Source organism: Anaeromyxobacter dehalogenans 2CP-C (assembly GCF_000013385.1).
GTDB lineage: Bacteria > Myxococcota > Myxococcia > Myxococcales > Anaeromyxobacteraceae > Anaeromyxobacter > Anaeromyxobacter dehalogenans_B.
On sequence record NC_007760.1, the window covers coordinates 2718738 to 2744540 of the forward strand.

General features: G+C 75.8%; 25 protein-coding genes. 11 read left to right on the plus strand and 14 right to left on the minus strand.

Annotated features, from left to right (window positions below):
• Positions 1 to 47: 47 nt before the first annotated feature.
• Positions 48 to 902 carry a Rossmann-like and DUF2520 domain-containing protein gene (locus ADEH_RS12450; protein WP_011421460.1) on the plus strand — a complete coding sequence of 285 codons (855 nt, stop codon included), beginning with the start codon at positions 48 to 50 and terminating at the stop codon, positions 900 to 902.
• Here the strand turns inward: ADEH_RS12450 and nadD are convergent.
• The 11 genes from nadD to ADEH_RS12505 all read right to left on the minus strand — a co-directional run bounded on the left by nadD (position 890) and on the right by ADEH_RS12505 (position 11039).
• A complete protein-coding gene (gene nadD / locus ADEH_RS12455; RefSeq protein WP_011421461.1) occupies positions 890 to 1453 on the minus strand; it encodes a nicotinate (nicotinamide) nucleotide adenylyltransferase in 564 nt (187 codons plus the stop codon). The two genes, ADEH_RS12450 and nadD, sit on opposite strands and share 13 nt — an antisense overlap.
• Positions 1450 to 2016, minus strand: a complete 567-nt coding sequence (locus ADEH_RS12460) for a hypothetical protein (RefSeq protein ID WP_011421462.1) — start codon at positions 2014 to 2016, stop codon at positions 1450 to 1452. Before ADEH_RS12460 ends, nadD begins: the two co-directional genes overlap by 4 nt.
• A gap of 29 nt (positions 2017 to 2045) precedes the next feature.
• Entirely contained in the window at positions 2046 to 3287 is a 1242-nt protein-coding gene (locus ADEH_RS12465) for an exo-beta-N-acetylmuramidase NamZ family protein (RefSeq protein WP_011421463.1), read from the minus strand.
• Between the two features lie 97 nt (positions 3288 to 3384).
• Positions 3385 to 4362, minus strand: coding sequence for a hypothetical protein (locus tag ADEH_RS12470; RefSeq protein ID WP_041453519.1), 978 nt, complete (start codon positions 4360 to 4362; stop codon positions 3385 to 3387).
• Between the two features lie 56 nt (positions 4363 to 4418).
• On the minus strand, positions 4419 to 6158 hold the full coding sequence (locus tag ADEH_RS12475; RefSeq protein WP_011421465.1) for a caspase family protein: 1740 nt from the start codon (positions 6156 to 6158) through the stop codon (positions 4419 to 4421).
• Between the two features lie 119 nt (positions 6159 to 6277).
• Positions 6278 to 7117, minus strand: a complete 840-nt coding sequence (locus tag ADEH_RS12480; RefSeq protein WP_011421466.1) for a hypothetical protein — start codon at positions 7115 to 7117, stop codon at positions 6278 to 6280.
• Positions 7118 to 7121: 4 nt separating this feature from the next.
• Positions 7122 to 7739, minus strand: coding sequence for an RNA polymerase sigma factor (locus tag ADEH_RS12485; RefSeq protein WP_011421467.1), 618 nt, complete (start codon positions 7737 to 7739; stop codon positions 7122 to 7124).
• A gap of 14 nt (positions 7740 to 7753) precedes the next feature.
• Complete coding sequence (locus ADEH_RS12490; protein ID WP_011421468.1) at positions 7754 to 8761, minus strand: lysylphosphatidylglycerol synthase transmembrane domain-containing protein; 1008 nt, start codon at positions 8759 to 8761, stop codon at positions 7754 to 7756.
• A gap of 3 nt (positions 8762 to 8764) precedes the next feature.
• Positions 8765 to 9607 (minus strand): polysaccharide deacetylase family protein, encoded by an 843-nt coding sequence (locus ADEH_RS12495; RefSeq protein WP_011421469.1) that lies wholly within the window; start codon positions 9605 to 9607, stop codon positions 8765 to 8767.
• Between the two features lie 7 nt (positions 9608 to 9614).
• On the minus strand, positions 9615 to 10727 hold the full coding sequence (locus ADEH_RS12500) for a glycosyltransferase family 4 protein (protein WP_011421470.1): 1113 nt from the start codon (positions 10725 to 10727) through the stop codon (positions 9615 to 9617).
• A gap of 30 nt (positions 10728 to 10757) precedes the next feature.
• The gene (locus ADEH_RS12505; RefSeq protein WP_011421471.1) at positions 10758 to 11039 is read right to left on the minus strand and encodes a hypothetical protein; all 282 of its coding nucleotides are present in this window, start codon (positions 11037 to 11039) and stop codon (positions 10758 to 10760) included.
• Positions 11040 to 11140: 101 nt separating this feature from the next.
• Between ADEH_RS12505 and ADEH_RS12510 the strand changes: the two genes are divergently transcribed.
• Positions 11141 to 11629, plus strand: a complete 489-nt coding sequence (locus tag ADEH_RS12510) for a hypothetical protein (RefSeq protein WP_011421472.1) — start codon at positions 11141 to 11143, stop codon at positions 11627 to 11629.
• A 34-nt stretch (positions 11630 to 11663) separates the two neighbouring features.
• Here the strand turns inward: ADEH_RS12510 and ADEH_RS12515 are convergent, their stop codons facing one another.
• Positions 11664 to 12548 carry a tetratricopeptide repeat protein gene (locus ADEH_RS12515; RefSeq protein ID WP_232287268.1) on the minus strand — a complete coding sequence of 295 codons (885 nt, stop codon included), beginning with the start codon at positions 12546 to 12548 and terminating at the stop codon, positions 11664 to 11666.
• A gap of 94 nt (positions 12549 to 12642) precedes the next feature.
• On the opposite strand from ADEH_RS12515, the gene ADEH_RS12520 reads away from it, so the two are divergent.
• The 8 genes from ADEH_RS12520 to ADEH_RS12555 all read left to right on the plus strand — a co-directional run bounded on the left by ADEH_RS12520 (position 12643) and on the right by ADEH_RS12555 (position 21821).
• The gene (locus tag ADEH_RS12520) at positions 12643 to 15033 is read left to right on the plus strand and encodes an endonuclease MutS2 (protein ID WP_011421474.1); all 2391 of its coding nucleotides are present in this window, start codon (positions 12643 to 12645) and stop codon (positions 15031 to 15033) included.
• A 202-nt stretch (positions 15034 to 15235) separates the two neighbouring features.
• The gene (locus ADEH_RS12525) at positions 15236 to 16516 is read left to right on the plus strand and encodes a hypothetical protein (protein ID WP_011421475.1); all 1281 of its coding nucleotides are present in this window, start codon (positions 15236 to 15238) and stop codon (positions 16514 to 16516) included.
• A 78-nt stretch (positions 16517 to 16594) separates the two neighbouring features.
• Positions 16595 to 17746: an ABC transporter substrate-binding protein gene (locus tag ADEH_RS12530; RefSeq protein WP_011421476.1), complete on the plus strand. Its 1152-nt coding sequence runs from the start codon at positions 16595 to 16597 to the stop codon at positions 17744 to 17746.
• Between the two features lie 210 nt (positions 17747 to 17956).
• The gene (locus ADEH_RS12535) at positions 17957 to 18823 is read left to right on the plus strand and encodes a branched-chain amino acid ABC transporter permease (protein ID WP_011421477.1); all 867 of its coding nucleotides are present in this window, start codon (positions 17957 to 17959) and stop codon (positions 18821 to 18823) included.
• 4 nt (positions 18824 to 18827) lie between these two features.
• Positions 18828 to 19934: a branched-chain amino acid ABC transporter permease gene (locus tag ADEH_RS12540; RefSeq protein WP_011421478.1), complete on the plus strand. Its 1107-nt coding sequence runs from the start codon at positions 18828 to 18830 to the stop codon at positions 19932 to 19934.
• Between the two features lie 11 nt (positions 19935 to 19945).
• Positions 19946 to 20665, plus strand: coding sequence for an ABC transporter ATP-binding protein (locus tag ADEH_RS12545; protein ID WP_011421479.1), 720 nt, complete (start codon positions 19946 to 19948; stop codon positions 20663 to 20665).
• Entirely contained in the window at positions 20665 to 21369 is a 705-nt protein-coding gene (locus ADEH_RS12550; protein ID WP_011421480.1) for an ABC transporter ATP-binding protein, read from the plus strand. The genes ADEH_RS12545 and ADEH_RS12550 overlap by 1 nt, the downstream gene beginning before the upstream one ends.
• 2 nt (positions 21370 to 21371) lie before the next feature.
• Positions 21372 to 21821 carry a CBS domain-containing protein gene (locus ADEH_RS12555; protein ID WP_011421481.1) on the plus strand — a complete coding sequence of 150 codons (450 nt, stop codon included), beginning with the start codon at positions 21372 to 21374 and terminating at the stop codon, positions 21819 to 21821.
• Positions 21822 to 21881: 60 nt separating this feature from the next.
• On the opposite strand, the gene ADEH_RS12560 is transcribed toward ADEH_RS12555, so the two are convergent.
• Positions 21882 to 22625 (minus strand): sulfite exporter TauE/SafE family protein, encoded by a 744-nt coding sequence (locus tag ADEH_RS12560; RefSeq protein ID WP_041453520.1) that lies wholly within the window; start codon positions 22623 to 22625, stop codon positions 21882 to 21884.
• Positions 22626 to 22721: 96 nt separating this feature from the next.
• Between ADEH_RS12560 and ADEH_RS12565 the strand changes: the two genes are divergently transcribed.
• Complete coding sequence (locus ADEH_RS12565) at positions 22722 to 23036, plus strand: hypothetical protein (protein ID WP_011421483.1); 315 nt, start codon at positions 22722 to 22724, stop codon at positions 23034 to 23036.
• Between the two features lie 189 nt (positions 23037 to 23225).
• Here the strand turns inward: ADEH_RS12565 and rnr are convergent, their stop codons facing one another.
• Complete coding sequence (gene rnr / locus ADEH_RS12570; protein ID WP_011421484.1) at positions 23226 to 25802, minus strand: ribonuclease R; 2577 nt, start codon at positions 25800 to 25802, stop codon at positions 23226 to 23228.
• Between the last annotated feature and the right edge of the window lies 1 nt (position 25803).

A 25803-nucleotide genomic window follows, 5' to 3' on the forward strand; every position in this document is an offset into this window, starting at 1 on the left:
CCGCGCGCGGGCTTGCCGCCGCCCGCGCGCGGCGGGACACTCGCCGCATGCCCTCCGCCTACGTCGTCGGCGCCGGCCGGCTCGCCTCCGCGCTCGTCCCCGGCCTCCGCGCCGCCGGCTGGCGCGTGGCCGGGAGCGCCCGCACCGGCCGCGGCCGGGCGCGGCTGCGCCGGCTGGGCGCCGAGCCGCTCCCGCTCGACGGCGCCGCCGGCTTCGACCTGGTGCTGCTCGCGGTCCCGGACTCGGTCATCGAGGAGGTGGTCCGCGGCCTCGTCCCCCACCTCGCCCGCGGGCAGGTGGTGGCGCACGGCGCCGGGGCGCTCACCCTGGACGTGCTCGCGCCGGCGCGCCGGCGCGGCGCCCTCCCCGGCTCGCTCCACCCGCTCCAGGCGCTGGCGGGCGGGCCGTTCCAGCCCGGCGCGGCGGCGGCGGTGGACGGCGGCCCCGCGGCCCGGCGGCTGCTCGCGCGCGCCGCGCGGGACCTGGGGCTGCGGCCCATCCGCGTCCCGGCCGCGGGCCGGCCGCTCTACCACGCGTCGGCCGTGATGGCCTCGAACCTGGTGATGGCGCTCGCCGACCTCGCCGCCGAGACCTGGGCGCGCGCCGGGGCGCCGCCCGCCGAGGCGCTGCCGGCGCTGGTGCCGCTGCTGCGCGGCGCGGTGGAGAACCTGGCCGAGCGCGGGCTGCCCGGCGCGCTCACCGGGCCCGCGTCCCGCGGCGACGCCGAGGTGGTCCGGCGCCAGGTGCGGGCGCTGCGCGGCGAGGCGCGAGACGCGTACCGGGTGCTCACCCGGCGGCTGGTCGGGATCGCGGCGCGCGGCGGGCTGGACCGGGCGCGCGCGGACGCGGTGCTGCGGGCCGCGGGCGGCGCCCGGCCCGCGCGGCGGCGTCAGCCGCGGTAGAGCCGCTGCGCCTCGACGTAGCGCAGCACGCGGTCCGGCACGAGCCCGCGCACGTCCTCGCCGCGCGCGAGCCGGGCGCGGATCTCGGTGGAAGAGATGGCGGGCAGGTCCGGCGCGCCCGGCACCGGGGGATGGCCCTGGCGGCCCACCACGATGATGCGGGCCAGCTCCTGCACCCGGTCCCAGCGGTACCACTTGGCGGTCTCGGCGAGGATGTCGGCGCCGACCACCAGCGCGAACCGGTAGGTCGGGTGCTTCGCGGCGAGGTGCTCGAGCGTGCGGGCGGTCTTCCCCACCAGCGGGTCCCCGGCCAGCTCGGCCTCGGCGCCGCACACGTGGACGCCGCGCAGCGCCCGCGCCGCCAGCCGGCACATCTCCAGCCGATCCTCGAACGGCGCCAGCTCCTTGCCGAACGGGTGGCGGAACGCGGGCAGCAGCCACACCTCCGACACGCCCTGCGTGGCGAGCGCCCACCACGCGGCCATGAGGTGGGCCACGTGCGGCGGGTTGAAGGAGCCGCCCAGGAGCGCGATCTCGCGGCCGCCGCTCATCGCACCGAGATCCTCCCGCCGCCACCCGCCGCCGCGGCGCGCTCGCGGCGCAGCTCCGCGCCGTCGAGGCCGAGCACGGCGAGCGCGAACCCGTCCGGCCCGAGCTCCAGCACCGCGCAGGTGGGCGGCTCGGCCGCGGCGGATCCCGGGGTCGCCGCGGCGGCGCGCACGCGCCCGGGCGCGACGAAGCAGCGCGGCCCGATCGCCACCAGCGCGCCGCGCGGCGCGCGCCCGTGCAGGAGCAGCGTCGCGTTCGCGATGTCGTCGCGGGTCAGCTCGGCCTTGTCGTGCACCGCGCAGCAGAGCAGGCCGTCGAGCAGGTCGATCACCTTGGCCGGCGCGCCGGCTGCGCGCTCCGGGTCGGCGCGGCTCGCCACCCGCACCACCCGCCCGGCCAGCGGGTCCGGCCCGGCCGCCGCGCGCCGCGCCAGCGCCGCGTCCAGGTCGGCGAGGCGCCGGCCCAGGAAGAAGACCCGGTCCACGCCGGCGCGCGCCAGCACGTCGAGCGCGCGCAGGAGCGCGTCCACGTCGCCGTCGCTGTCGCTGGCCAGGCCGATGCGCACGTGGGCTCCGGGGGAGGGACAGGGGAAGGCTAGCGCAGGTCGCGATAGCGCAGGAAGGGCGACCGGCGGCGGGCGAAGGCCCGCTCCTCCGGCGCGAACGCCCGCGCCAGCTCGGCGGCCGAGGCGCCCGCCTCGATGCCCTCGCGCTCCCGCGCCGAGCCGCACAGCAGGTCGAACGCGGGGACGTCCGCCACGAACTCGTACGGCTCCGTGCGCCAGGCGAACCGGACCGGATCCTGGGCGCGGGCGCGGATGACGCAGGCGAGGCCGGTGCGGAACGGGCGGAAGCGCTCGGGATCGGTCACGTGCAGCTCCACGCCGTGGCAGCGGACCCCGGCGTGCTTGTCCCAGGTGGGCACGAAGCTCACCGGGCGGAAGGCCACGCCCGGGAGCCGGTCGCGCGCGAGGTCGGCGGCGAGGCGGGCGCCGTCCAGCCACGGCGCGCCGAACAGCTCGAACGGGCGCGTGGTGCCGCGCCCCTCCGACAGGTTGGTCCCCTCGAGCAGGCACATGCCGGGGTAGACGAGCGCCGTCTCCGGCGTGGGCATGTTCGGCGAGGGGAACACCCAGGGCAGGCCGGTGTCGCGGAAGCGCTGCCCGCGTCGCCACCCCTCGCACGGCACGAGCTCGAGCTCGAGGTCGAGCCGCCGCTCGGCGCGGAACAGCAGCGCCAGCTCGCCGACCGTCATGCCGTGGCGCACCGCCAGGTCGTGCAGCCCGCAGAAGCTCTCGAAGCCCGGGCGCAGCGCGGGCCCCTCCACGCGCACGCCGTCGATGGGGTTGGGGCGGTCCAGCACCACGAACGCGACCCGCGCCGCCGCGGCCGCCTCCATGCACAGCATCATGGTGGCCTGGTACGTGTAGAAGCGGGTGCCGACGTCCTGGATGTCGAAGACGAGCGCGTCCAGGCCGGCCAGGTGCTCGGGGCGCGGCGTCAGCGACGCCGGCGTGGAGCCGTACAGCGAGTGGACCGGCACGCCGGTGCGGGGATCGCGCTCGCCCTCCACCGCGGCCATGTACTGCGCGTCGCCGCGGACGCCGTGCTCCGGCCCGAACAGCGCCGCCAGCCGCACGCCGCGCGCGCCGTGGAGCAGGTCGGCGGCGTGCACGAGCCGGGAGGTGACCGCGGTGGGGTTGCAGACGAGGCCCACCGCGCGGCCGCGGAGCGGCGCGAAGCGGCGCGCCGCCAGGACGTCGAGGCCGGAGCGGACCGGGCCGCGGCGCGCGGCGCGCGGGCGCGTTCGTGGGGTGGGCGGACGGCGTGGGCTCATGCGTGGGGGCTCGCGGGCGCCCGGGCCGGGCGGCTCGCGACGTTGTACCGCGCGGCGGCGCGCGCGGGGAGCGTCTTCCGCGAGCGGACCCCAGCCATCAGGGCGGCGGCGCGCAGAGGCCGCCTTCGCACGCCCACCCGGCGCCGAACGGGGCGCACTGCCCTGTGTCCTGGCACGGCGCGGTGCAGTAGCCGGGCTGCTCGGCCGAGGTCCGGTGGCAGGAGCCGTCGTGGAGCGCGTCGTCGCAGACGTCGTCGCTCACGCACGGCGTGCCCGCGACCGACAGGTACGTGGCGCAGTCGTGGTCCGCGAGGCACTGGCCGCCGCTGCAGTCGAGGCCCGCCGGGCAGGGCGCGCCGGCGTCGCAGGTGTACGCGCACGCGCTCCCCGACGGATCGGCGTCGTGGCAGAGCCCGTCGTCCTCGCACTCGAGCGCGCTGCTCTCGCAGCCGCCGGTGGCCGTGCAGCCGCGCTCCGCCTCGTCGTCGTCCACCAGCAGCTCGAGCTCGTAGGACGTGCTCGCGCCCTCCACCACGTCCACGTCCGCCGCGCCCTTCAGGAACCCGACCATCTCCGCGGTGAGCCGGTACCGCCCGGCGGGCAGCGGCTGGAAGAGCGCGGTGGTGGTGCCGAGCGGGAGCCGTGCGCCGGGCTCGGTGCCGGTCACGTCGAGGCGCGGATCGAGCGGCAGCGCGCCGCCCACCGCGCGCACGCCGGCCAGGATCGCGCCCGCGAGCGGCATCTTGGCGGCGGCGCCCAGGGCACCCTCCCCGCGCCGGTCGGCGACGGTGCGCACCCCGGCCCCCTCCACCTCGACCGGCACGCGCTCGGCCCGCACGCCGCCGTCGTACAGCACGAGGTCGTGCTCGCCGCGCGGGAGCGCGAGCCTGTAGGCGAAGTCGCCCGCCCCGGCGGCGCGGACCACCAGCTCCGGCCGGCCGAGCGGGTACACGTAGGCGCCGGCGGACGCCCCCAGGATGCGCCCCTGCACCTCGCCGGTGGACAGGTCCGGGCTGTCCAGGCCGCCACACCCGAGGGTGAGCGCGAGGAGCACGGCGAGCGTCGTTCGCGACATGCGGCGGAACCTCCGTCCGTCGGACCCCGGGGCCCGGGCTGCCGGCCACGCGCCCATCAGAAGCGGTACCCCGCGCCCACCAGCAGCTCGGCCAGGCCGGTGGAGCGGTTCTCGCGGTCCACGCGGAGCAGGAGCCAGTCGAGGTGCAGCTCCGCGCCCGCGGTGAAGCCGCGCCCGAGCGGCACGGCGGCGCCGAGCAGCAGCCCGGGGGTGAACGTCAGGACGCGCTGCGCGGGCGGCGCGAGCGCGAGGTCGAAGCGCCGGTCGAGCCAGAGCAGCGACAGGCGCGGGCCGGCGAGGAGCGCGGCGCCGCGGAGCGCCGCCGGCTCGAAGCGCCAGGGGACGCCCACGCCGGCCGCGAGCGCGGTGTAGCCAAACGTGGCCTCGGCCCCGTCCTGCCGGATGCGCGAGCGCCCGAAGGACGTGACGAGGTCGAGCCGGAGCGAGAGCGAGGGCGCCGGCCAGCCGCGCGCCGTGAAGGCCGCGCCGAAGCCGGGGACGGGCCCGAGCACCTCGCGCCGGCTGCGCGCGTCCAGGAACGCGAGCAGCGCCACCCTCGGCGCCGCCTCCCAGCGCCCCTGCGCGCGCTCCAGGAGCGTCAGCACGTCCACCCGCTCGCCCGGGTCGAGCGAGACGGTCCGGTCGAGCAGCGCCGGCCCGCCGCCCTTCGCGAGCTGCACGCGGCTGCGGCCGGGCTCGAGGACCACCCCGCCCGGCAGCTCCGCCAGCGGCCGCCCGTCCACGCTCACCGTGAACCCGTCGAGCCGCGTGGCGTAGCTGTACAGCTCCGGCTTCCCCTTCCGCTCGACGCGCCCCACCAGCACGATGGGATCGGCGCCCACCTCGGTGGACTCGGCGCTGGGCCGCTGCCGGCCGGCGGTGTACGCGTAGGTCCGGCGGCGCGCGTAGTCGTGCGCCTCCGAGGCGGTCACCGCGCCGTCGCCGTTGCGGTCGGCGCCGGCGCGGAGCGCCTCGACCAGGAAGTACGTGTAGATGTCGTGCCCGAGCCGCTCGTCCTCGCGCGCGGTCTCGCCCCAGTCGCTGGCGGCGAGCACGGTGCTCGCGCGCGAGACCTCCTCGATGGGCCGCACCAGGAAGCCCGCCTTGGTGGCCTCGAGCTCGCGGCGGACCTCGTCGGGCAGGAGCGACTTGCCGCCGCCCGAGTGGCAGGTCGCGAGCACCAGCACCTTGCGCCGCGAGCGCAGCCGGTCGAACTCGGCGTTCAGCTCGTCCATGGCGAGCGCGGTGCCGGGCACGTCGTCGAGCCGGGTGTCGCGCACCACCAGGTACCGGCGGAGCTGGCCGGCCGCGTCGCGCGCCAGCGTGCCGTGCGAGGAGACGTAGACGACGACGGTGTCGCGCTCGTCGCGGTCGGACGAGGCGAGCGCCCGGAGCGCGTCGCGCACCTCGGCGCGCGTGGCGCCGGTGAGCACCCGCACCTCGTCGAACCCGCCCGGATCCCGCAGCGCCTCGCCGAGCGCGCGCGCGTCGGCGTCCGGGTACCGCAGCGGCCGCCAGCTCGCGTCGTCGAAGCGCTGCACGCCGAGGAGCAGCGCGAGCCGTCGCGGCGCGTGCGCCGCCGCCACCTTCGCGCGGGGCAGGTCGAGCGGGACGAGGCCGCCCTTCTCCGCCGCGGGCCCCGCGTTCGTGGCGGGCGGCGGGGCGTCATCGGCGGGTCCGTCGGCGCGTCCGGGGGCCGGGGCGAGGCAGGCGAGCGCGGCGAGCAGCGCGCAGGCGCGCCGCGCGCGCGGGGGCGCGGCCGCGGGCCGTGGCGGGCTGGGGGACGGCGCGAACATCGGGCTCCTTCGTCTCGCCGGCGGCGGTTCCCTCGGCCGCCGCCGGCCGTTGCTCCGGTCGAGGGAGCCGCCCCGTGGCCCCCGTCCCGGCGCGACCCCTCGCGCCGGCGCAGCCCCTCCTATTGCACCGCGACGTCCACCGCGTCCACCGAAAGCCCCTCCAGGCCGGGGACTCCCTGCTCCATCCGCGCACCGCGCGCCACCTGCCCCGCAGCGCGCGCCGCCGCCGCCTCGTCGAGCGAAGCGGGGCTCGCGACGGCCACGAAGCGCTGCGGGCCCGAGAGGTCCGAGAGCGGGTACGCCGCGGGCCGGCCGTCCACCGAGACGACGGTGCGTCCCGCGGGCAGCGACGCGCGGAAGAACACCTCCGGCGGCCGGCCCGGCGCCACGCGCGCCAGCGCCACCTGCCCGGCGCGCCCCAGCTCCACCTCGAACTGCAGGCTCGCGGCGGCGGGCACCGCCTGACCGGAGACGCCCTTCTCGACCGACGGCGCACCGGCGCCGCCGGAGATCACGAGGAAGCGCAGCCGCACCGGCACCGCGGCGGGCGCCGCGCCCATGCCCTTCTCGCCCGTCCACTCCGGCCGGCCCGGCCGCTCCGGCGCCCGGCTCGCGAGCCACAGCCCGGCCAGCCCGGCCGCGACGACGCCCGCCGCCACCGCGAGCGCGGGACGCGGGAGGCGGCGGGGCGCGCGCCGGGGGTCCGCGGCGGCGCGCTGGGCGAGGCGCTGCTCGATGCGGCGGTACTCGAGATCGTTGCCGGGCGCGCCGGGCGGGCCGAGCGCCGCCAGGGCCCGGTCGGCGCGGGCGTCGAGCGCGTCCGGCTCCGGCCGGGCGGCGAGGAACGCCTCGCAGGCGTCGCAGCCGTCCGTGAGGTGGCGCGCCCAGGCGGCCGCCTCGTCCGGGGGAAGCTCGCCCCGGATCAGCTGCGCGTAGACGGGTTCGGTGAGGTGGGCCACGTGCCTAGGACTCCTCACCGCGCAGCCTGGCCACCTCGGCGAGCAGCCGGCGCTTCACCTTCGCCCGGAACCGCTCGAGCCGCATGGTGATCGCGCTCTTCCCGACGCCCAGGCGGGCCGCGATCTCGCGCGCGGTGAGCTGGCCCTCCAGGTAGAAGAGCCGCACGGTCTCCTTCTCCGGCCCCTCCGGCAGCTCGTCCACCACCCGGCGGACCAGCTCCAGCTCGGCGCCGGCCTCCGGATCCGGGGCCTCTGCCTCGGCGACCCCCAGCGCCTCCGCCTCCCGCCCCAGCTCGTCGGCGAGCTGGTCCCGCGCCCGGCCGCGGGCGATGCGGGTGATGGCCCGGTTGCGGGCGATCGTGAGCAGCCAGCCGCCGAAGCGCGCCGGCTGCTCCAGCCGGGCCAGGCTCGCGAAGGCGCGGACGAACGCGTCCTGCACCACGTCCTCGGCGTCGTCGGCGTCGAGCGCCGGGAAGCCGCGCGCCAGCCGGTGCACCGCCGGCCGGTGCCGGTCGTAGAGCGCGCGCTGGGCGGCGCGGTCGCCGCGCAGGGCGGCGGCCACGTCGGCGGCGTCCGCCGCCCCCGCGTCCTCCCCGCCCTCGGCCTTGCGGTGCGCCGTCACGGGCGCGGAGGGTACTACGGACCGGTCGGAGCGTCCCGTCCCGCCGCGCGCGCCTCCCGCAGCAGCACCGCGCCGCCCACCACGCCGACCGGCACGAGGTGCGCGAGGTGGTAGAGCAGCGCGAACGCCAGCGCCGCCTCCCGCGAGGCGCCCGCGCCGGCGAGCGCGAGCACCACCGCGGCCTCGAACGGCCCGGCGTTCCCGGGCGACACCGCCACCACGTTGGCCGCGGTGGACGCCACCACCGCCAGCCCCGCCGCGAACAGCGAGGGCGGCAGCCCCACCGCGACCAGCGCGAGCAGCGCGATGAGCACCTCGGCCGCCCAGCCGGCGAGCCCCCACGCGAAGGACGCGGCGAGCGCGCGCGGATCGTGCGCCGCCGCGAGCCCTGCGCGCAGGCGCACCCGCAGGCCCGCCCCGCCGCCGCGCTCCGGCGCGCGGCCGCGCGGCGGCCGCAGGAGGCGCGCCAGGAGCACGCCGGCGACCGCCACCGCCGCGAACACGAGGAGCACCTGGCGCGCCCAGCCGGGCAGCGGCCCGAGCAGCGCCAGCGCGGCGAGCAGCGGGACCAGGGCGGCAGCGCCCACCACGTAGTCGAGCGCCGCGGCGGTGAGGAGCGATGCCACCGGCGCGCCCGACCGGCGCGAGAGCAGCATGGCGCGGGCCACGTCGCCGGCCCGGGCCGGGATCACGAGCGAGAGCGCGAAGCCGGCCACCACCGCCGAGAACGCGTCGCGGAAGCGCACCCGCAGCGCGGGGCCGCGCACCACCGAGGCCCAGCGCGCGCTGTGCACCGCGAGCGAGAGCAGGTTCGCGCCGCCCGCGGCGAGCAGGAGCAGCGGGTCGGCGCCGGCGACGACGCCGGCGACCTCGCGCAGGTCCACGTGGCGCGCCGCCAGCACCGCCAGCCCGGCGACCACCGCGAGGCCGGCCAGGTGGATCGCGGTCCGGCTCCCAGGCCCGCGGCCCCCAGGTGGCCGCGCCGGCGCGAGCGACCGCAGCCAGGCGAGCCGGTCGCCCATCCGCTACGCCCCTCCCCGCGCGGCGGCGCCCGCCCCGCCCGCGGCCGCCCGCGGCGCGGCGAACGCGTCCAGCGTGACGAACGCGTACCCGGCCTCGCGCCAGCGGCGCACGATCTCCGGCACCGCCGCGGCGGTCTGATCGCGCCGCGGGTCGAGCCCGGGCGTGGCGCAGCCGTCGTGCAGGAGCAGGATCTCGCCCGGCCGCATGCGGCGGCTGGCGCGCGCCGCGATGACCTCGGCGCCGGGCCGCTCGGTGTCGAACACGCCGCGCGTCCAGCCCACCAGCGTGAGGCCGCGCCGGCGCAGCGCCGGCCCGAGGAACGGCCCGCGGAAGCCGTGCGGGGCGCGGAACAGCGGCGCGGGCTCGACGCCGGCGGCGCGGATGGCCTCGGCGCAGCGATCCAGCTCGGCCCCGACGCGCCGCGGCCCGGCGAGGAGCAGCTTCGCGTGCGTGTCGCCGTGCAGCGCCACGAGGTGCCCGCGGCGCGCGACCTCCCGCACCCGCTCCGGCGCGCGGCGCGCGGCCTCGCCCAGCACGAAGAACGTGGCCCGCACGCCGGCGCGATCGAGCGCGTCCAGCACCGCCGGCGTGTCGTCGGAGGGACCGTCGTCGAAGGTGAGCGCCACCGAGGGCGGCCCCGCGGGCCCGCGCCGCAGGCTCCGGCCGGTGAGGTCGAACGGCACCCACAGCGCCTGGAGGACGGCGAGCGCGGCGGCGACGGTGGCGAGCCCGAGCGCCGCGCCGGGGCCGGGCCGCCCCTCGAGCGCGAGCCGCGCCGCCAGGCCGAGCAGCGCCACGCCCCCGAGCACCGCCAGCGCCACCGCGAGCCGCTTGCGGGCCGGCACGCGCGCCTCAGCCCCGCACGCCGATGGAGCGGTACAGCCCGAGCACCTCGCGCGTCACCGAGGGCCAGGCGTAGCGCTGGGTGGTGAGCCGGCCGCGCTCGCCGTACGCCTGCGCGCGGGCCGGCTCGCGCGCGATGCGCACCAGCGCCCGCGCCCACGCGGCGGGGTCGTCGCCGGAGAGCAGCTCGCCCTCGCGGCCGTGCTGCATGACCTCCCGGAAGCCGTCGATGTCCGCGGCCAGCACCGGCTTGCCCGAGGCCATGGCCTCGAGCAGCGTCACCCCGAAGCTCGCCAGCCGCGTGGGCGCGCAGTAGACGTCGGCCGTGGCGTACCAGTCCGGGCGCTCGTCGAGCACCCGGCCGGCAAACACCACGTCCTCACGCAGCTCGCGCGGCACCATGGCACGATAGCGCGGCAGCAGCGGGCCGTCGCCGAGAACCAGCAGGCGCGCCCCCACCTGGCGCCAGGCGCGGTGGAACGCCGCGAGCAGCCGGTCGAGGCCGTTGCGCGGCTCGAGCCGGCCCACGAACAGCACGTTCAGCTTGCCGTCGTCGTAGCGGCGCAGGCGGCGCCCGCGCGCGAAGCGCTCGGCGTCCACGCCGTTCGGGATGATGCGGAAGTCCGCGTGCAGCCGGTCGCGGAACGCGCCCAGGCACGCCTGCGACACCGCCACCGCCGCGTCGAGCCGGTCGAGGTAGCGCTGCAGCGGCCCGCGCATCATCCGGAACAGCAGGCCGGGCCGGAAGTTCGTGTGGAACGTGCCGACGAGCGGCCCGGTGGCGTGGTGGATGGCGAGCAGGGGCAGCACCGGGGTGAGCGGCGCGTGCACGTGGACCACGTCGAAGCGCTCGCGGGCGAGGACCTCGCGCAGGGCGCCGCGGACGCCGAGGCCGCCGGTCACCCGGCCGAAGCCGCCGTTCGTGTACGCGGGCAGGCTGCGACCGAGGCGGATCACGTCGGGCTGCGGCGCGCCCGGCTCGGCGCCCAGGTCGGGCATGGCCGAGGTGACGATCCGGACCGTGTGCCCGAGCCGCCTCGCCTCGCGGGCGAAGTGGTGGACGTGCTCCTGGATGCCCCCGACGCTCGGGTAGTAGTACTCGGTGACGACGCCGATCTTCACGGGGCACCTCCCTCCGGCGGAGGGGCGCCGTCAGCGGGGCATCGCCTGGCGGCGGCGCTGGAACGGGATCACCCGCGCCTCGCGCTTCGCCAGCGGGGTGAGCCGCCGGCCGAGGGGCGCGCGCCGCCACAGCAGCGGGAAGAGCGCGAGCGTGGCCGCGACCCAGGCGCGCACGGTGACGAGCACGAGCGCCACCGTGGCGACGAGCGTGCGCGCGAGCAGCGCGAGCCGGCCCTCGGGGCTGCCGCGGGGGCCGGGAGCGGGGGCGAGGCGCAGGTGGCGGCGAGCGGGCTGGGCAGCGGGATCCGGCACGGGTTCCGTCCTCCGCGACGAATCTAGACACCGCTCCCACGGACGGCCAGGCGACCTCGGGCGGTGGCGAGGGGCGGCGGCGACCTGCTACACACGGCGGGATGCCCGGCCCACCCCGACGCGCCCACGGCCTCACCCTGGCGGCCCTCGCGGGCGCCGTCCACCTCGCGTGCGACGCGGTCGCCGCGCAGGTCCACGCGGTCGCCCCGCCCTACCTCCTCCTCGACCACGCGGCCGAGCTCTTCAGGGATCTCCTGGCGTTGGATCGCACCGCCATCCTCGTCACCGTCTCGGTGGCCGCGTCGGCGGTGAACGGCGCCATCGCGGCGCTCATGGCGGTCGCGCTGGAGGACGCGCCGAGGCGCCGGCGCGCGCTCGCCTGGGTGCTCACCGCCTTCTGGGTACTCTCCGGCGGCCTGCTCATCCTCGTCTACCTGTCCCCGCCCTGGGGCGTGGCGCTCGGCAGCCTGGCCGCGGGCGTTCCCCGCGCGTGGGCCGTGGCCTGGGTGCTCGACCGGGCGCTGGGCCGGCCCGCGCCGGCGGAGCCCGAGGACGGGGCGGGACGGCCGGACGGCGTTCCCCCGGCGTAGCGGCCCCGGCGGCCCGTCCCGCCGCCCGCGCGGATCAGCGGCTGGACGGCAGCAGCGGCCGCAGCACGCGCTCTCGCGGCGTGCCGGCCGCGGCCCGGGCCTTCGCCTCGGCGGCGCGCGCCTTGTCCTCGCGGTGCGTGCGCGCGTAGAAGCGCGCCAGCCGGTCCCAGCCGGCGGCGCGGTCCGGCGTGGCCTCCGCCGCCGCCACCAGCTCCGCCTCGGCCGCGGGCAGCAGCCCCGCGGCCTCGTACCGCTCGGCGAGGCGGGCGCGCACCAGCGCATCCCCGGGCCGCTCGCGGCTGGCGCGGTGCAGCTCCAGCAGCGCCTCGTCGCCGCGCCCGAGCCGCTCCAGCGCGAGCGCGCGCCGGACCCGGACCTCGGCGTCGGCGCCGAGGTCGAGCGCCGCCGCGTACTCGGCCACCGCCGCCGCGTCGTCACCGCGCAGCTCGGCGAGGCGCCCGGCCAGCACCCGGCGCCGCGGGACCGCGGCCGCCTCGGGCGCGCCGGCGATGAGCGTGGCGGCGCGGTCCAGCTCGCGGCCGTCCGCGACCAGCAGGTCGGCGAGCGCGAGGCGCGCCTCGCCGGAGCCGGGGGCGAGCGCGAACGCGGCCTCCAGGATCTCGCGCGCGCCCTCCAGGTCGCCGTCGCCGCGGAGCGCCTCGGCGCGCGCCACCAGCACCTCCGTGCGCGGGCGCCGGCCGCCGGGCTCGGCCGCGGGGGCCGGGGGGGTGGCCGCGCCGGGCGGGGTGGGCTGCGCGGGGGACGCCGCGGGGGCGGCCGCCGGGGTGACCGCCGCAGCCGGCGCGGGCTGCGCCTTCGGGGCGGCGGCGGTGGGCGGCCGCGAGAAGGTGTGGGCGCGGGGGGTGCAGCCTGCGACGGCGACGGCGGCGAGGACGGCCAGGGGCGGGAGGGTGCGCATCACGCGCATGATAACCCCGGGGACCGCTCGCCCCTTCCCCCGGTGCGCGCCGGCCCTGGCGCGCCGCCGCCAGGCGCGGTAACTGACGGCCCGCATGCGCGCGGAAGACACGCTGAACGAGCTGGGCTGGCCCCGGATCCTCGAGGCGCTGGCGGGCCGCTGCCGGCTGCCCGCCGGACGCCGCCAGGCCGCCACCCTCCCCTTCCTGCCCGACGCGCCCGCGGTGCGCGAGGCGCTCGCGCGGGTGGGCGAGGCCCGCGCGCTGTCGGAGGCGGGCACCTCGCTGCCGCTCGGCGGCGTCGCGGACGTGGAGCCGCACCTCGACCGCGCCGCCAAGGGCGGCGTGCTCGAGCCGCTCGCGCTGCGCGAGTGCGCCGGGCTCGCCCGCGCCGCCGCCCGCACCCGGGCGACGCTCGAGCCGCGCGCGGCCGAGCTCCCGCGCCTGTGGGCGCTCGCCGAGGCGCTCAGCCCCTCGGCCGGCGTGGCCGACCGCATCGAGCGCGCCATCGAGCCGGACGGCTCCATCTCCGACCGCGCCAGCCCGGCCCTCGCCGCCGCGCGGGACCGCTCCCGCGGGCTGCACCGCGCCCTGAAGGCCCAGGTCGAGGCGCTGCTCGACGACGGCGAGATGCAGCGCCACCTGCGCGACCGGTACTTCACCATCCGCAACGACCGCTACGTGCTCCCGGTGCTGGCGAGCGCGCGCGGGCAGGTCCCGGGCATCGTCCACAACGCCTCGCAGTCCGGCCAGACGCTGTTCGTGGAGCCGGACTCGATGGTCGAGCTCGGCAACGAGCTGTCCATCGCGAACGCCATGGCCGCCGAGGAGGAGCAGCGCATCCTCCGCGAGCTGTCGCAGGCGCTCACCGCCGGCGCCGGCGCGCTGGCGCGCGACCTCCAGGTGCTGGCCCGCCTCGACCTGCTCGAGGCGGAGGCCCGGCTCGCCTCGGACCTCGACGCGCACGCGCCCGAGGTGGGCCCGGAGCCGGCCGGCTTCGAGCTGCTCTCGCTCCGCCACCCGCTGCTCGTGCTGCAGGCCAAGAAGGTGGTGGCGAGCCACGTGCGCCTCTCGCCGCCGCAGCGCGCGCTCATCGTCTCCGGCCCGAACGGCGGCGGGAAGACGGTCGCCATCACCGCGGTGGGCCTCTCCGCGCTCATGCTGCGCGCCGGCCTGCCGGTGGCGGCGGCCGAGGGCTCGCGCCTCCCGTTCTACCTGGAGGTGAAGGCCGCGGTGGACGAGCGCGGCGACCTCACCAAGGACCTCTCCACCTTCACCGCGCACCTCGCCGCGGTGAAGGACATGCTGGCCGGCGCGGTGCCGGGCTCGCTGATCCTGGTGGACGAGATCGCCGCCGACACCGATCCGCGCGAGGGCGCCGCGCTCGCCGCCGCGATCCTGGAGGCGCTGGTGGAGCGCGGGGCCACCGTGCTCGTCACCACCCACCTCGACGAGCTGAAGGCGCTCGCGCTCACCGACGCGCGCTACGGCAACGCCCGCGTCGGCTTCGACGCGGAGCGGCTGGTGCCGACCTACCAGGTGCACCTCGGCGCGCCGGGCAGCTCGTCGGCGATCGAGGTCGCGGCGCGGGTCGGGTTGCCGGCCGCGGTGGTGGAGCGGGCGCGCGCGGCGCGGCACGGCCAGGGCGGCGCGCTCGGCGAGGCGCTCCGCGCGCTCGACGAGGAGCGCGGCCGGCTCGCGGCCGAGCGGCGCGGCGCGGAGGAGGCGCGCGCCGCGGCCCGGGCGGCCGAGCAGCGCGCGCGGGCGGCGGAGGAGGCGGCGCGGCGGGCGGAGCGCGAGGCCGGCGCGCGCATGGGCGCGGCGCTGGCGGAGGAGCTCGAGGCGGCGCGCGCCGAGGTGGCCGAGCTCATGGCCGAGCTGCAGGCGCGGCCGAGCGTGAAGAAGGCGGCCGAGTCGAAGGCGCGGCTCGACGCGTGGCACGCCACGGTCTCGCAGGCCGCGGAGGCGACGCGCGCCCGCGCCGAGGCGGGGCCGGAGGCGCTGCCCGGCGGCGAGGTGAAGCCGGGCGCGCGCGTCCGGATCCTGTCGCTCGGGCAGGAGGGCGAGGTGGTGGAGGTGGACGGCAAGGACGCGCTGGTGCGCGCCGGGCCACTCAAGATCCGCCGGCCGGTGAAGGACCTGATCGCGCTCGCCGGCAAGGCGCGCGACGCGGGGCTGGCCCGCACGCGCGGGGAGAAGCTCGCCGCGGCGAGCGCGGCGCGGCCGGGCGCGCCGGTGAGCGCCGAGCGCCGGCTCGACGCGCGCGGACTGCGGGTGGAAGAGCTGCTGCGCGAGGTGGACCGCTTCCTCGACCGCATGTACGCGGACGGTGAAGCCGAGTGCGTGGTGCTGCACGGCCACGGCACCGGCGCGCTCAAGCAGGCGCTGCGGGATCACCTTGCCGCATCCCCTTACGTGGGAGCCTTCCGTTCCGGCGATCGGCACGAGGGTGGCGATGCGGTGACGGTGATCGCCCTCCGCCGTTAGCGGCAGCCGGATTCCTTAGAAATCGAGCACTTGACGGACTGCGGCACGAACGCGCAGTGCCTGCGCGGGTGCAAGATTTGCCGACGGCGACAACATTTCTGCGCTCGGCTGTCTGCCTGATGTGGTAGGAAATTCCCACCCGTCCGGGCCGCAACTCGACACTCCCCGGACACACCCGCGCTCCGATTTCTGGAGGAACTGCATGAAGGCTCTGAAGAAGCTGTTCGTCGCAGCCCTCGCCCTGTCGCTGCCTCTGGCGACGCTCGCTCAGGCGACCGAGGCCGCAAAGCCTGCGGAGGCCGCTCCGGCGGCTGCGCCGGCCCCTGCCGCGAAGCCGGCCGAGGAAACCATCAAGGTCACGCCGTACGGCTTCGTGCTCCTCAACGCGTACTGGGACGGCAACACCCTCGTGAACAAGGACTACCCGGGCCAGGCGGCCAGGGCCGGCACGAACGAGGGCGGCGCGTTCCTGATGAGCGCGCGGCAGTCCCGCGTCGGCATGCGCCTCGCGACGTCCGGTGACAACTGGACGGGCGCCGCGCTCACCGGCGTCATCGAGTTCGACTTCAAGGCCGGCCACGTCGGCGTGGCGCCGCAGGCGAGCACCACCTGGTACAACGGCTTGATGCGGCTCCGCCTCGCGGCGATGACCGCCACCTGGAAGACCCCGTACGGCAACTGGGCGGTCCTCGCCGGCCAGGAGTACGGCCTGGTGAACCCGCTGTTCGCCGAGTCGCTGGCGTGGGTCGCCGATCCGCTGTTCTGGCAGGCCGGCAACCTGTGGCGCCGCTCGCCGCAGATCCGCCTGTCCTACAACGGCCAGTTCGACATGGTGGGCCTGAGCCTCGCCGCCGCCATGCTGTCGCCCGCCGACGCCGGCCAGCCGGTGGACAACGGCTACGGCAACCGCTCCCGCACCCCGAACTTCGAGGCCCGCGGCGCCGTCAGCGTCAAGGCGGCCCCGGACATCAGCGGCACGGTGGGCGTCGGCTACCACATGCAGACGCGCCGCTACAATTACGGGACGCCCGACCAGAAGGACGTGGACGGCTACATGCTCGGCGTGGACGCCGACCTGAACCTGACGCAGTTCCTCCAGGTGAAGGGCGAGTACTACACGGGCAAGGGCGCCGACGACACCTACAACACCATCGGCGCGCCGACGGTCCAGACGGATCCGCCGTACGCCAAGGTGAAGGGTGACGGGTACTGGGCGCAGGGCATCATCAAGCCCCTGCCGCAGCTGTGGCTGACGATCGGCTACGGCAAGGCGAAGATGGACGACGGCGACCTCGGCTTCGTCGCGGCGGCCAACCAGGCGGCCACCCGCTTCGAGAACACCCAGCTGGCCGGCGGCGTGCTCGTGAACGCCGGCAAGTTCTGGCGGTTCGGTGTCGAGGCGATGCAGGTCGAGACCAAGTACCTCGTCGGCGCGGATCAGAAGGCGACCCAGATCGCCCTCTCCTCGCAGCTGAAGTTCTAGCTTCTCCTCGAGGGGCGCCCGGGCGACGCCCGGGCGCCCTTCGTGTTTTCAGCGCACCCCTTCACCCAGGAGCGAATCATGACGAAGAAGCTCGCGATGGCCGTGGCGGCGCTCGCCCTCGCGCTGCCCGGCACCGGCAGCGCGCAGGTGAAGATCGGCTTCATCAACTCCATCACCGGCCCCGAGGCGCCCATCGGCGAGAACCTCACCAACGGCGTGGACATGGCCGTCGAGGATCTCAAGAAGCAGGGCGTGAACGTGACGCTGGTGAAGCAGGACGACACCGGCAAGCCGCAGGTCGCGATGAGCGCCATGGAGCAGCTCGCCACCGGCGACGAGGTCGCCGCCGTGGTCGGCCCCTACACCTCCGCGACCGCGAACGCCGTCGCGAAGCTGGCCCAGCAGTACAAGGTGCCGCAGGTGGTGCCGGCCGCCGCGAAGGAGGAGATCACCAAGCAGGGCTACGACTGGGTGTTCCGCCTGAACGCCCCGGCGCACCAGTACGCGCAGTCGCTCATCGACGCGGCGCTGACGTTCGGCAAGCCGAAGTCGATCGCGTTCATCTACGAGTCCACCGACTTCGGCGCGTCGGTCGCCGGCGCCGGCAAGGACTACGCGCAGAAGAAGGGCCTGAAGATCGTGGCGGACGAGGCGTACCAGAAGGGCGCGCCCGACTACCGCTCCACGCTCACCAAGATCAAGGCGCAGAACCCCGACCTCGTTTTCATGGTCTCCTACGTCGCCGACGCGATCCTGCTCATGCGGCAGTCGCGCGAGGTGGGCCTGAAGCCCCAGGCGTTCCTGGGCGGCGGCGCCGGCTTCGACACGGCGCAGTTCGAGGGCGAGAAGGACATCTCCAACCTGGTCTTCTCGGTGACCCAGTGGACGCCCGAGTCCTCCAAGGCCGCCACCGCGTTCGCCGATCGCTACAAGGCGAAGTACGGCAAGAAGCCGACCTACCACGCGGCCTGCGCCTACGCGGCCATGATGGTGGTGGGCGAGACGGCCGCGAAGAACGGCGGCGACCGGAAGAAGATCCGCGACGCGCTCGCGAACGGATCGTGGACCGGCATCATGGGCAAGGTGGACTTCGAGACGTACGAGGGCTTCACCAACCAGAACAAGCTCGTCATGCCGGTGATCCAGTACCAGGGCGGCAAGTCGGAGACCGTCTTCCCGAAGGAGGCGGCGCAGAAGAAGGCCGTCTACCCGTTCCCGGGCTGGAAGTAGATCGCCGCGCGGACGCGCGCGCAGCGTGAAGTCAGCTTCGAGCCGGGGGGCGGCGCGACCGCCCCCCGGCTCTTCTTTTTCCGGCCCGGCGCGCCGGGGATCGTTGAAGTCCAAACTCGGCTTCGGTACCCTGACGGGCCCCGTCGAGCCGGAGATTCAAGGCGCGCTGCCGGCGCGCGGGCGCCAGAAGCGTCCAGCGGAGGAGCCTCGATGATCGTGTTCTTGCAGTCGGTGCTGAGCGGCCTGCTCGTGGGCGGCGTCTACGCGCTCATCGGGATCGGGCTCACGTTGATCTTCGGCGTGATGCGCGTGACGAACTTCGCGCACGGCGAGCTGCTCATGCTGGGCATGTACCTCGCCTGGCTCGCCTTCACCGGGCTCCACGTGGATCCGTTCCTGTCGATCGTGCTGGTCGCGCCCGCGATGTTCCTGTGGGGCGCGTTCCTGCAGAAGTCCTTCGTGAACCGGGTGCTCGGCGCGCTGCCGCAGAACCAGATCCTGCTCACCATCGGGCTCGGCCTGATCATGTCGAACACGGTGATGCTGATCTTCACCTCCGACTACCGGATCCTGACCACCACCTACTCGTCCTCCAGCTACAAGCTGGCCGGCCTGTCGATCTCGCAGCCGCTGCTCTACGCGTTCCTCATCACGGTGGCGATCACCGGCGCGCTCTACTGGTTCCTGCTCAAGACCGACACCGGCCAGGCGATCCGCGCCACCGCGCAGGACCGCGACGCGGCCCAGCTCATGGGCATCAACGTGCGGCGCATGTCGGTGCTGGCGTTCGGGATCGGCTCGGCGCTGGCCGGCACCGCCGGCGCGCTCATCTCGCCGACCTACTACATCTTCCCGCAGGTGGGCAGCACCTTCACGCTGAAGGCGTTCGTGATCGTGGTGCTGGGCGGCATGGGCAGCGTCGTCGGCGCCACGCTGGGCGGCATCATCATCGGCGTGGCCGAGTCGCTGTCCGCCGTCTACATCGCGTCCGGGCTGAAGGAGCTGGTCACGTTCGTGCTGTTCCTCGCCCTGCTCCTCTTCAAGCCCGCCGGCCTGCTCGGCAAGACGAGGGCCTGATCCGATGCGCACCCGACTCCCGGTTCCCCTCCCCTCGCGCGCCCCCCGCGGCTACTCGGTGGTGGGCCTGCTCGTGTTCGTGGCGGCGGTCGCCGCGCTCGCCATCTTCCCGCAGTTCGTCAAGAAGCCCTACGTGCTGCACATGGGCGTGCTGCTGTTCCTGGCGGTGATCCAGGGGCAGGCCTGGAACGTGGTGGGCGGCTACGCCGGGCAGTACTCGGTGGGCCACGCCGCGTACTTCGGCGTGGGCGCCTACGTCACCATGATGCTGCTCGAGGTGAACAAGATCGCGCCGTGGTGGGGCGTGTGGGCGGCCATGGCGGCCTCCGTGCTGCTGTCGCTCGTCATCGGCAGCATCACCTTCCGGCTGCGCGGCCCGTACTTCGTGCTCGCCTCGATCTCGGTCGCCGAGATCATCCGGCTCGCCACCCTGTACTTCAAGGACCTCACCCGCGGGGCCGAGGGCTTCCTGCTCGGCGAGATCCCGACGATGAACCTCCTCGGCAACGAGATCCTGTTCATCGGCAAGCGGCCCTTCTACTTCGTGGGCCTGGGCCTAGCGGTCGTGGCGGTGGCGGTCAACTGGGTCGTCCAGCACTCGAAGCTCGGCTACTACTTCCAGGCCATCCGCGAGGACCAGGACGCCGCGCACTCGCTCGGCATCAACCTGTCCTTCTACAAGAACGTGGCGCTCTCCATCTCGGCCGCGCTCACCGCGCTGGCCGGCGGGTTCTACGCCATGTTCGTGAAGTTCATCGACCCGAACACGGTGTTCGGGCTGGACGTGTCGGTGCAGATCGTCCTGCTCTGCATCATCGGCGGCATCGGGACCATCATCGGCCCCGTGATCGGCGCGGTGGTGCTGGTGCCGCTCTCCGAGATCCTGCGCAACCCGAAGGGCCTGGTGCAGGTCGGCGTGCTCCCGCCCGACTCCGGCTTCGTCACGTTCGTGGAGCGGTACCTCTCGAACGCCCACCTGCTCGTCTACGGCATCCTGGTGGTGCTCGTGATCCTGTTCGCGCCCGAGGGCGTGCTCGGCGTCATCCGGCGCGCCGCGACGCGCTGGGGGCGCCGGCCGCAGGACGTCCCGCCCGCCGCGGCCAAGGCCTAGGAGAGAGCGCCATGGCGATCCTCGACATCAAGCACGTCTCCAAGTTCTTCGGCGGCCTCGCGGCCAACTCCGACGTCTCCTTCTCGATGGAGAAGGGGATGATCATGGGCCTCATCGGCCCGAACGGCGCCGGCAAGACCACGCTGTTCAACTGCATCACCGGCTTCTACCCGCCGTCCAAGGGCGAGGTGCTGTTCAAGGGCGTCCGGATGAACGGCCTGCAGCCGAACCAGGTGTGCCACCTGGGCATGGTGCGCACCTGGCAGAAGGTGCGGCCGCTCGCGAAGATGACGGTGCTCGACAACGTGATGGTGGGGGCGCTGGCGCGCACCACCAGCCTGAAGGTCGCGCGGCAGGTGGCGCTGGAGCAGCTGCACGTGGTCAAGCTCGAGCACAAGGAGGAGTTCCTGGCCGGCGGCCTCCCCATCGGCGAGCGCAAGAAGCTCGAGGTGGCCCGCGTGCTCGCCACCAAGCCCGAGCTGCTGCTGCTCGACGAGGTGATGGGCGGCCTCAACCCGGCCGAGTCCGAGGAGATCATCCAGCTCATCCTCGAGCTCCGGAAGGGCGGCCTCACGCAGATGGTCATCGAGCACGACATGAAGGCCATCATGCGCATCTCGGATCGCATCGTGGTCCTCAACTCCGGCGAGAAGCTGGCCGAGGGCGCGCCGCAGGAGATCGTCAACAACAAGGACGTGGTCTCCGCCTACCTGGGCGAGGAGGTGGAGTGATGCTGAAGCTCGAGAAGCTGTCCTTCGCCTATGGCGACCTGAAGGTCCTCTGGGACGTGGACCTGGAGGTGAAGCAGGGCGAGATCGTCACCGTGGTCGGCGCGAACGGCGCCGGGAAGTCCACCATCCTCAAGAACGTCTCGCGCCTGGTGAAGCCGGGCCACGGGCACATCACGTTCCTGGGCCAGGACCTGCGCAAGCTCGCCTCGCACGAGGTGGTGGAGCTGGGTGTCGTGCAGGTGCCGGAGGGCCGCCGCATCTTCCCGGAGATGACGGTGCTCGAGAACCTGCGCATGGGCTCGTTCGTGAAGGCGACGCGCAAGGACCGCGATCGCAACATCGAGCGCGCGTTCACGCTGTTCCCGCGCCTCAAGGAGCGGCAGAAGCAGCTCGGCGGCACCATGTCCGGCGGCGAGCAGCAGATGCTCGCCATCGCGCGCGGCCTGATGGCCAACCCGAAGCTGCTGCTGCTGGACGAGCCCTCGCTGGGCCTGTCTCCGCTGCTGGTGAAGAGCATCTTCGAGATCATCAAGGAGATCAACCGCCAGGGGACCACCATCCTGCTGGTGGAGCAGAACGTCTACCAGTCGCTCCGCATCTCCACGCGCGCGTACGTGCTGGAGACGGGACGGGTGGTACTCTCCGGAACGGGCGCGGAGCTGCTCGACAACGCCCACGTCAAGAAGGCCTTCCTGGGGATGTGATCATGGCGGACGCGAAGCTCACGGTCGGCGACTGGATGACGAAGAACCCGATCACCATTGAGGACGAGTCCTCGGTGATCGAGGCGATCCACCTGCTCAAGGAGAAGAACATCCGGCGGCTGCCGGTGATGCGGCAGGGGCGCCTGGTCGGGCTGGTGACGGAGAAGATGCTGTTCGGCTACATGCCGGCGAAGGCGACCACCCTCGACCAGTGGGAGCTGCACTACCTGCTCTCCAAGACCCCGGTCCGCGCCGCGATGAACCCGGCGCCGCACACGGTCCACCCGGACACGCCGCTGGCCGAGGCCGCGCGCCTGCTGCACGACCGCAAGCTGAACGGCGTCATCGTGGTGAGCGCGCAGGGCGATCTGGAGGGGCTGCTCACCACCACGAACGCGCTCGAGGCGCTCATCCACTTCTCGGGCGCCGCCTCCGCGAGCGCGAAGCCGTAGTCCGAGGCCGAGGCCCGCCCGCCCCCGTCCCGCGGGGCGGGGGCCCGGCCCCGGCCGCCTCTACCAGAAGAACTTCGCCGCCGCGAACAGCCCGATCGCGATGGCGAACGCCTTCATCCCCGCCGGCGGGAGGCGCTGCGCCAGGTGCGCGCCCGCCCAGCCGCCCACCAGCGACGCGACCGCCATCAGCGCGGCGAGCGGCGGGTCCACCTTCCCCCACGCCAGGAACAGCACGCACGCCACGCCGTTCGTGAGCAGCGCGAACAGCACCTTGAGCGCGTTCGCGTGCTGCAGGCTGGACGGCAGCAGGATGCCCATCGCCGCCAGCATCAGGATGCCGATCCCGGCGCCGAAGTAGCCGCCGTACACCGAGATGAGGAACTGGATGATCCAGAGCGCCACCGGGTGGTTGCCGGCGACCTGGTGCCCCACCGCGCGGCGGATGGGCCCCTGGAGCGCGAGCAGCGCGCAGGCGAACAGGATCAGCCACGGCACCACCGCCGCGAACGCCTTCTCGGGCAGCGCCAGCAGCAGCACCGAGCCGAGCGCGCCGCCCAGCAGCGCCGGCAGCCCGAGCACGAGCGCGCGGTGCCGCTCCTCTTCGATGTGGCGCCGGTAGGCCCACACCGAGGAGATCTGGCCCGGCCAGAGCGCCACGGTGCTGGTGGCGTTCGCGGTCACCGGGGAGAGGCCGGCGAGCATCAGCGCGGGGAAGGTGAGCAGCGTGCCTCCGCCCGCGACGGCGTTCACCAGGCCGGCGGCGGCGGAGGCGGCGGTCACGAGGACGCCCTGGGCGATGGTCACCGCATGTGATTAGCGGGCCGGGCGGGCGCCCGCACCCCGACCGGCGGGTTGCGCGCGGCGGCCGGCTGCGGCGAGATGGCGGTGGAGGTCTCCCGCATGCCCACCACCGTCACCGCCGATCACGGCGAGATCCTGCACCGGGCCGGTCGCGCCCACCTTTCCCCTGCCCTGCGCGACGGAGCGCCGGCCCTGGCCGGCCACGGCGACACGGCCGGGCGGTGCGGGTGGGAGCCGTTCTTCCGCGCCCTGGGCGCCCGCGGCCTGGCGGTCGCGTTCGAGGAGGACGGCGGCGCCCGCCTGGTGCCGCGCGGGGACGCGCCCACCCACGCGCCGGGGCCCGGCGAGGGCGGCGTGGAGGGCGCGCGCCGGTTCCTGCGCGCGCTCCGGGGCGAGTGGACGCCGCCGGCCTGAGGGCGGCCGGAGGCGGCTCGGGGTGAGCGCCTTCGACTCGGCTCCCCCTTCGACTCGGCTCCCCCTTCGACTCCGGCGAGCCTTCGGCTCGCCTACGCTCAGGGTGAGCGGGCGGGAAAACGCTCAGGGTGAGCGGGCGGGAAGCCGCTCAGGGTGAGCGGGCGGACCGCGCGACGCCGTGGCGGGCGCTCAGCGCCCGCGGCGCCGGCCCTTGCCGCCGCCGCCCGGCTTCCCACCCCGCGGCTTGCCGCCGCCCTGCCTGCCGCCCGCCGTCCGACGCCCGCCGGCCTCCTGCTTCCCGCCGCGCGGCTGCGCGCCCGGACGCCGTCCAACGGGCTCGCCCCGGCGCGCCGGCTTCCCGCCCGCGCGCCGCCGGAGCGCCTCGGCGAGATCGCCGCGCCCCCGGGCCGGACCGCGCGCGCCCTCCGCCTCGGGCCGCGCCACGGCCACCTCGGCCGGGCCGCGCTCGCCGGACCCGCCGCGCCGGCGCTTCCCGCGCGCGCCCTCCGCCGCGACCGCCATCGCCTCGGCGCCGGCCAGCACGAAGTCGATCCGCCGCCGCACCGGGCTCGCCGCCGCGACGAGGACCTTCACCTCGTCGCCCACCCGGATCGCCCGGCCGCCGGCCGCGTCCACCAGCGCGTGCTGCACGACGTCCAGCTCGAAGTCGCCGGGGAGGTCCTCCACCTTCACCAGGCCCTCGACCATCCAGCGCTTCAGCTCCACGAACGCGCCGAACTCGACCACCGCCGACACCACGCCGTCGAACGTCTCGCCGACCTTGTCCTGCATGAACAGCGCCGCGTAGAAGGACGCGATCTCGCGCTCCGCCTCCATGGCCGCGCGCTCGCGCTCGGACGCCAGCGCGGCCATCTCCTCCAGCGCCTCGGCCGGCGTGCCGCGCACCTGCCGCCCCTGGCGCCTCGCCCACTCCTCCTTGAGCAGCCGGTGGACCACGAGGTCCGGGTAGCGGCGGATGGGCGAGGTGAAGTGCAGGTAGTGCTCGGCGGCCAGGCCGTAGTGGCCGATGTTGTCCGGGCTGTAGACCGCCTGCATCATGGCCCGGAGCAGGAGCTGGTTGAGCGCGCGCTGCTGCGCGTGCCCCTGCAGCTTCTCCAGCAGCGCGTTCAGCGCGCGCGGGTCGGCGGGCAGCTCCGGGACCTCGAAGCCGTGCGCCGCCGCCAGGTCGAGGAACGCCTGGAGCTTCTCCTCGTCGGGCAGCCCGTGCACCCGGTAGATGGTGGAGAGGTCGCGCGCGCCGAACCAGCGCGCCACCGCCTCGTTCGCGGCGAGCATGAACTCCTCGACGATGCGGTGCGCGCGGTTGCGCGGGCGGCGCTCGATGGCCGCGACCTGGCCGTCGTCGCCGAGCACGATCTTCGCCTCGGGCAGGTCGAAGTCGATGCTGCCGCGCCGCCGCCGCATGGCGGTGAGCTTGTCCTGCAGCTCCGCCATGAGCTCGAACGACTCGCGGAAGCGCTCGCGCCCCGGGACCCGCTCGCCGGCGAGCACGCGCGCCACCTCGGTGTAGGTGCAGCGCGCGGCGCTCCGCATCACCGCCTCGTACACCTCTGCGGTCTGCGTCTCGCCGCGCCCGTCCACCACCATGTCCGCGACCATGCAGAGGCGGTCCACCTCGGGGTTGAGCGAGCAGATCCCGTTGGAGAGCCGCTCCGGAAGCATGGGCAGCACCTGCATCGGGAAGTAGACGCTGGTGCCGCGCCGGAACGCCTCCTGGTCGAGCACGGTGCCGGCGCGCACGTAGTGGGCCACGTCGGCGATGGCCACCACCAGCCGGTACATGGGCTTGCCCTTGCGCGAGGGCAGCCGCTCCACGTGCACCGCGTCGTCGAAGTCGCGCGCGTCCTCGCCGTCGATGGTGACGAGCGGCAGCGCGGTGAGGTCGCGCCGGCCGCGCCAGTCCTCGGAGCGGACGTGGTCCGGCGTCTCCACCGCCTCGGCCTGCACCGGCTCCGGGAACACGTCCGCGAACCCGCGCGCGTACGCGACCTTCAGCACCTCGACGCGCGGCTCGCCGGGGCGGCCGATCGCCTCCACCACCTCGCCGCGCAGCGCCGGGCTGTCCGGGTCGAGCGCGACCTTCACCACCTCGCCGTCGCGGGCGGCCGCGGTCTCGGCCACCGGCACGTAGCCCTCCAGCTCGGCGTCCGCCGGGACCACGAAGCTCTGCTTGCCGCGGGCGTGGTAGGTGCCGACCAGCAGCCGCCGCCGGCGCTCCACCACCTCCACGATCTTCCCCGCCGTGCGCCCGCCGCGCGCCGGGACGATCTCCAGGCGCACCAGGTCGCCGTCGAGCGCGCGCGCCGCCTCGTGCGGCGGCACGAACACGTCCTCGCCCTTGCGGTCGATGCGCGCCACGAACCCGAAGCCGTCGCGGTGCTTCTTGAGCGTGCCGAGCACGCCGCCGCTGCGCGCGGCCCGGCCCGCCGCGGCCGCCAGCCCCTGGCCGCGCGCGGACGGCGTGAGCCGCCCCGGCCCGGCGCCGTCGCCCGGGCGCCCCGGCCGCTTGCCGCCCCGCTCCGCCGCCGCCGGCTGCTTCGCCCCCGCCAGCGAGAAGCGGTTCCCGTCGCGGACCAGCACGCCCTCGCGCGCGAGGTCGCGCAGCACGCGCTTCACCTCGGTGCGCTGGCCGGGGTGGATGTTCCCCCGCTGCATCACCTCGCCGACCGAGAGCGCCTTGCCGCCGGCCTTGCGAAGCTCGTCCACCAGCGCCGCGCGGCGGCGCTCCTGCAGATCGCGCTGCATC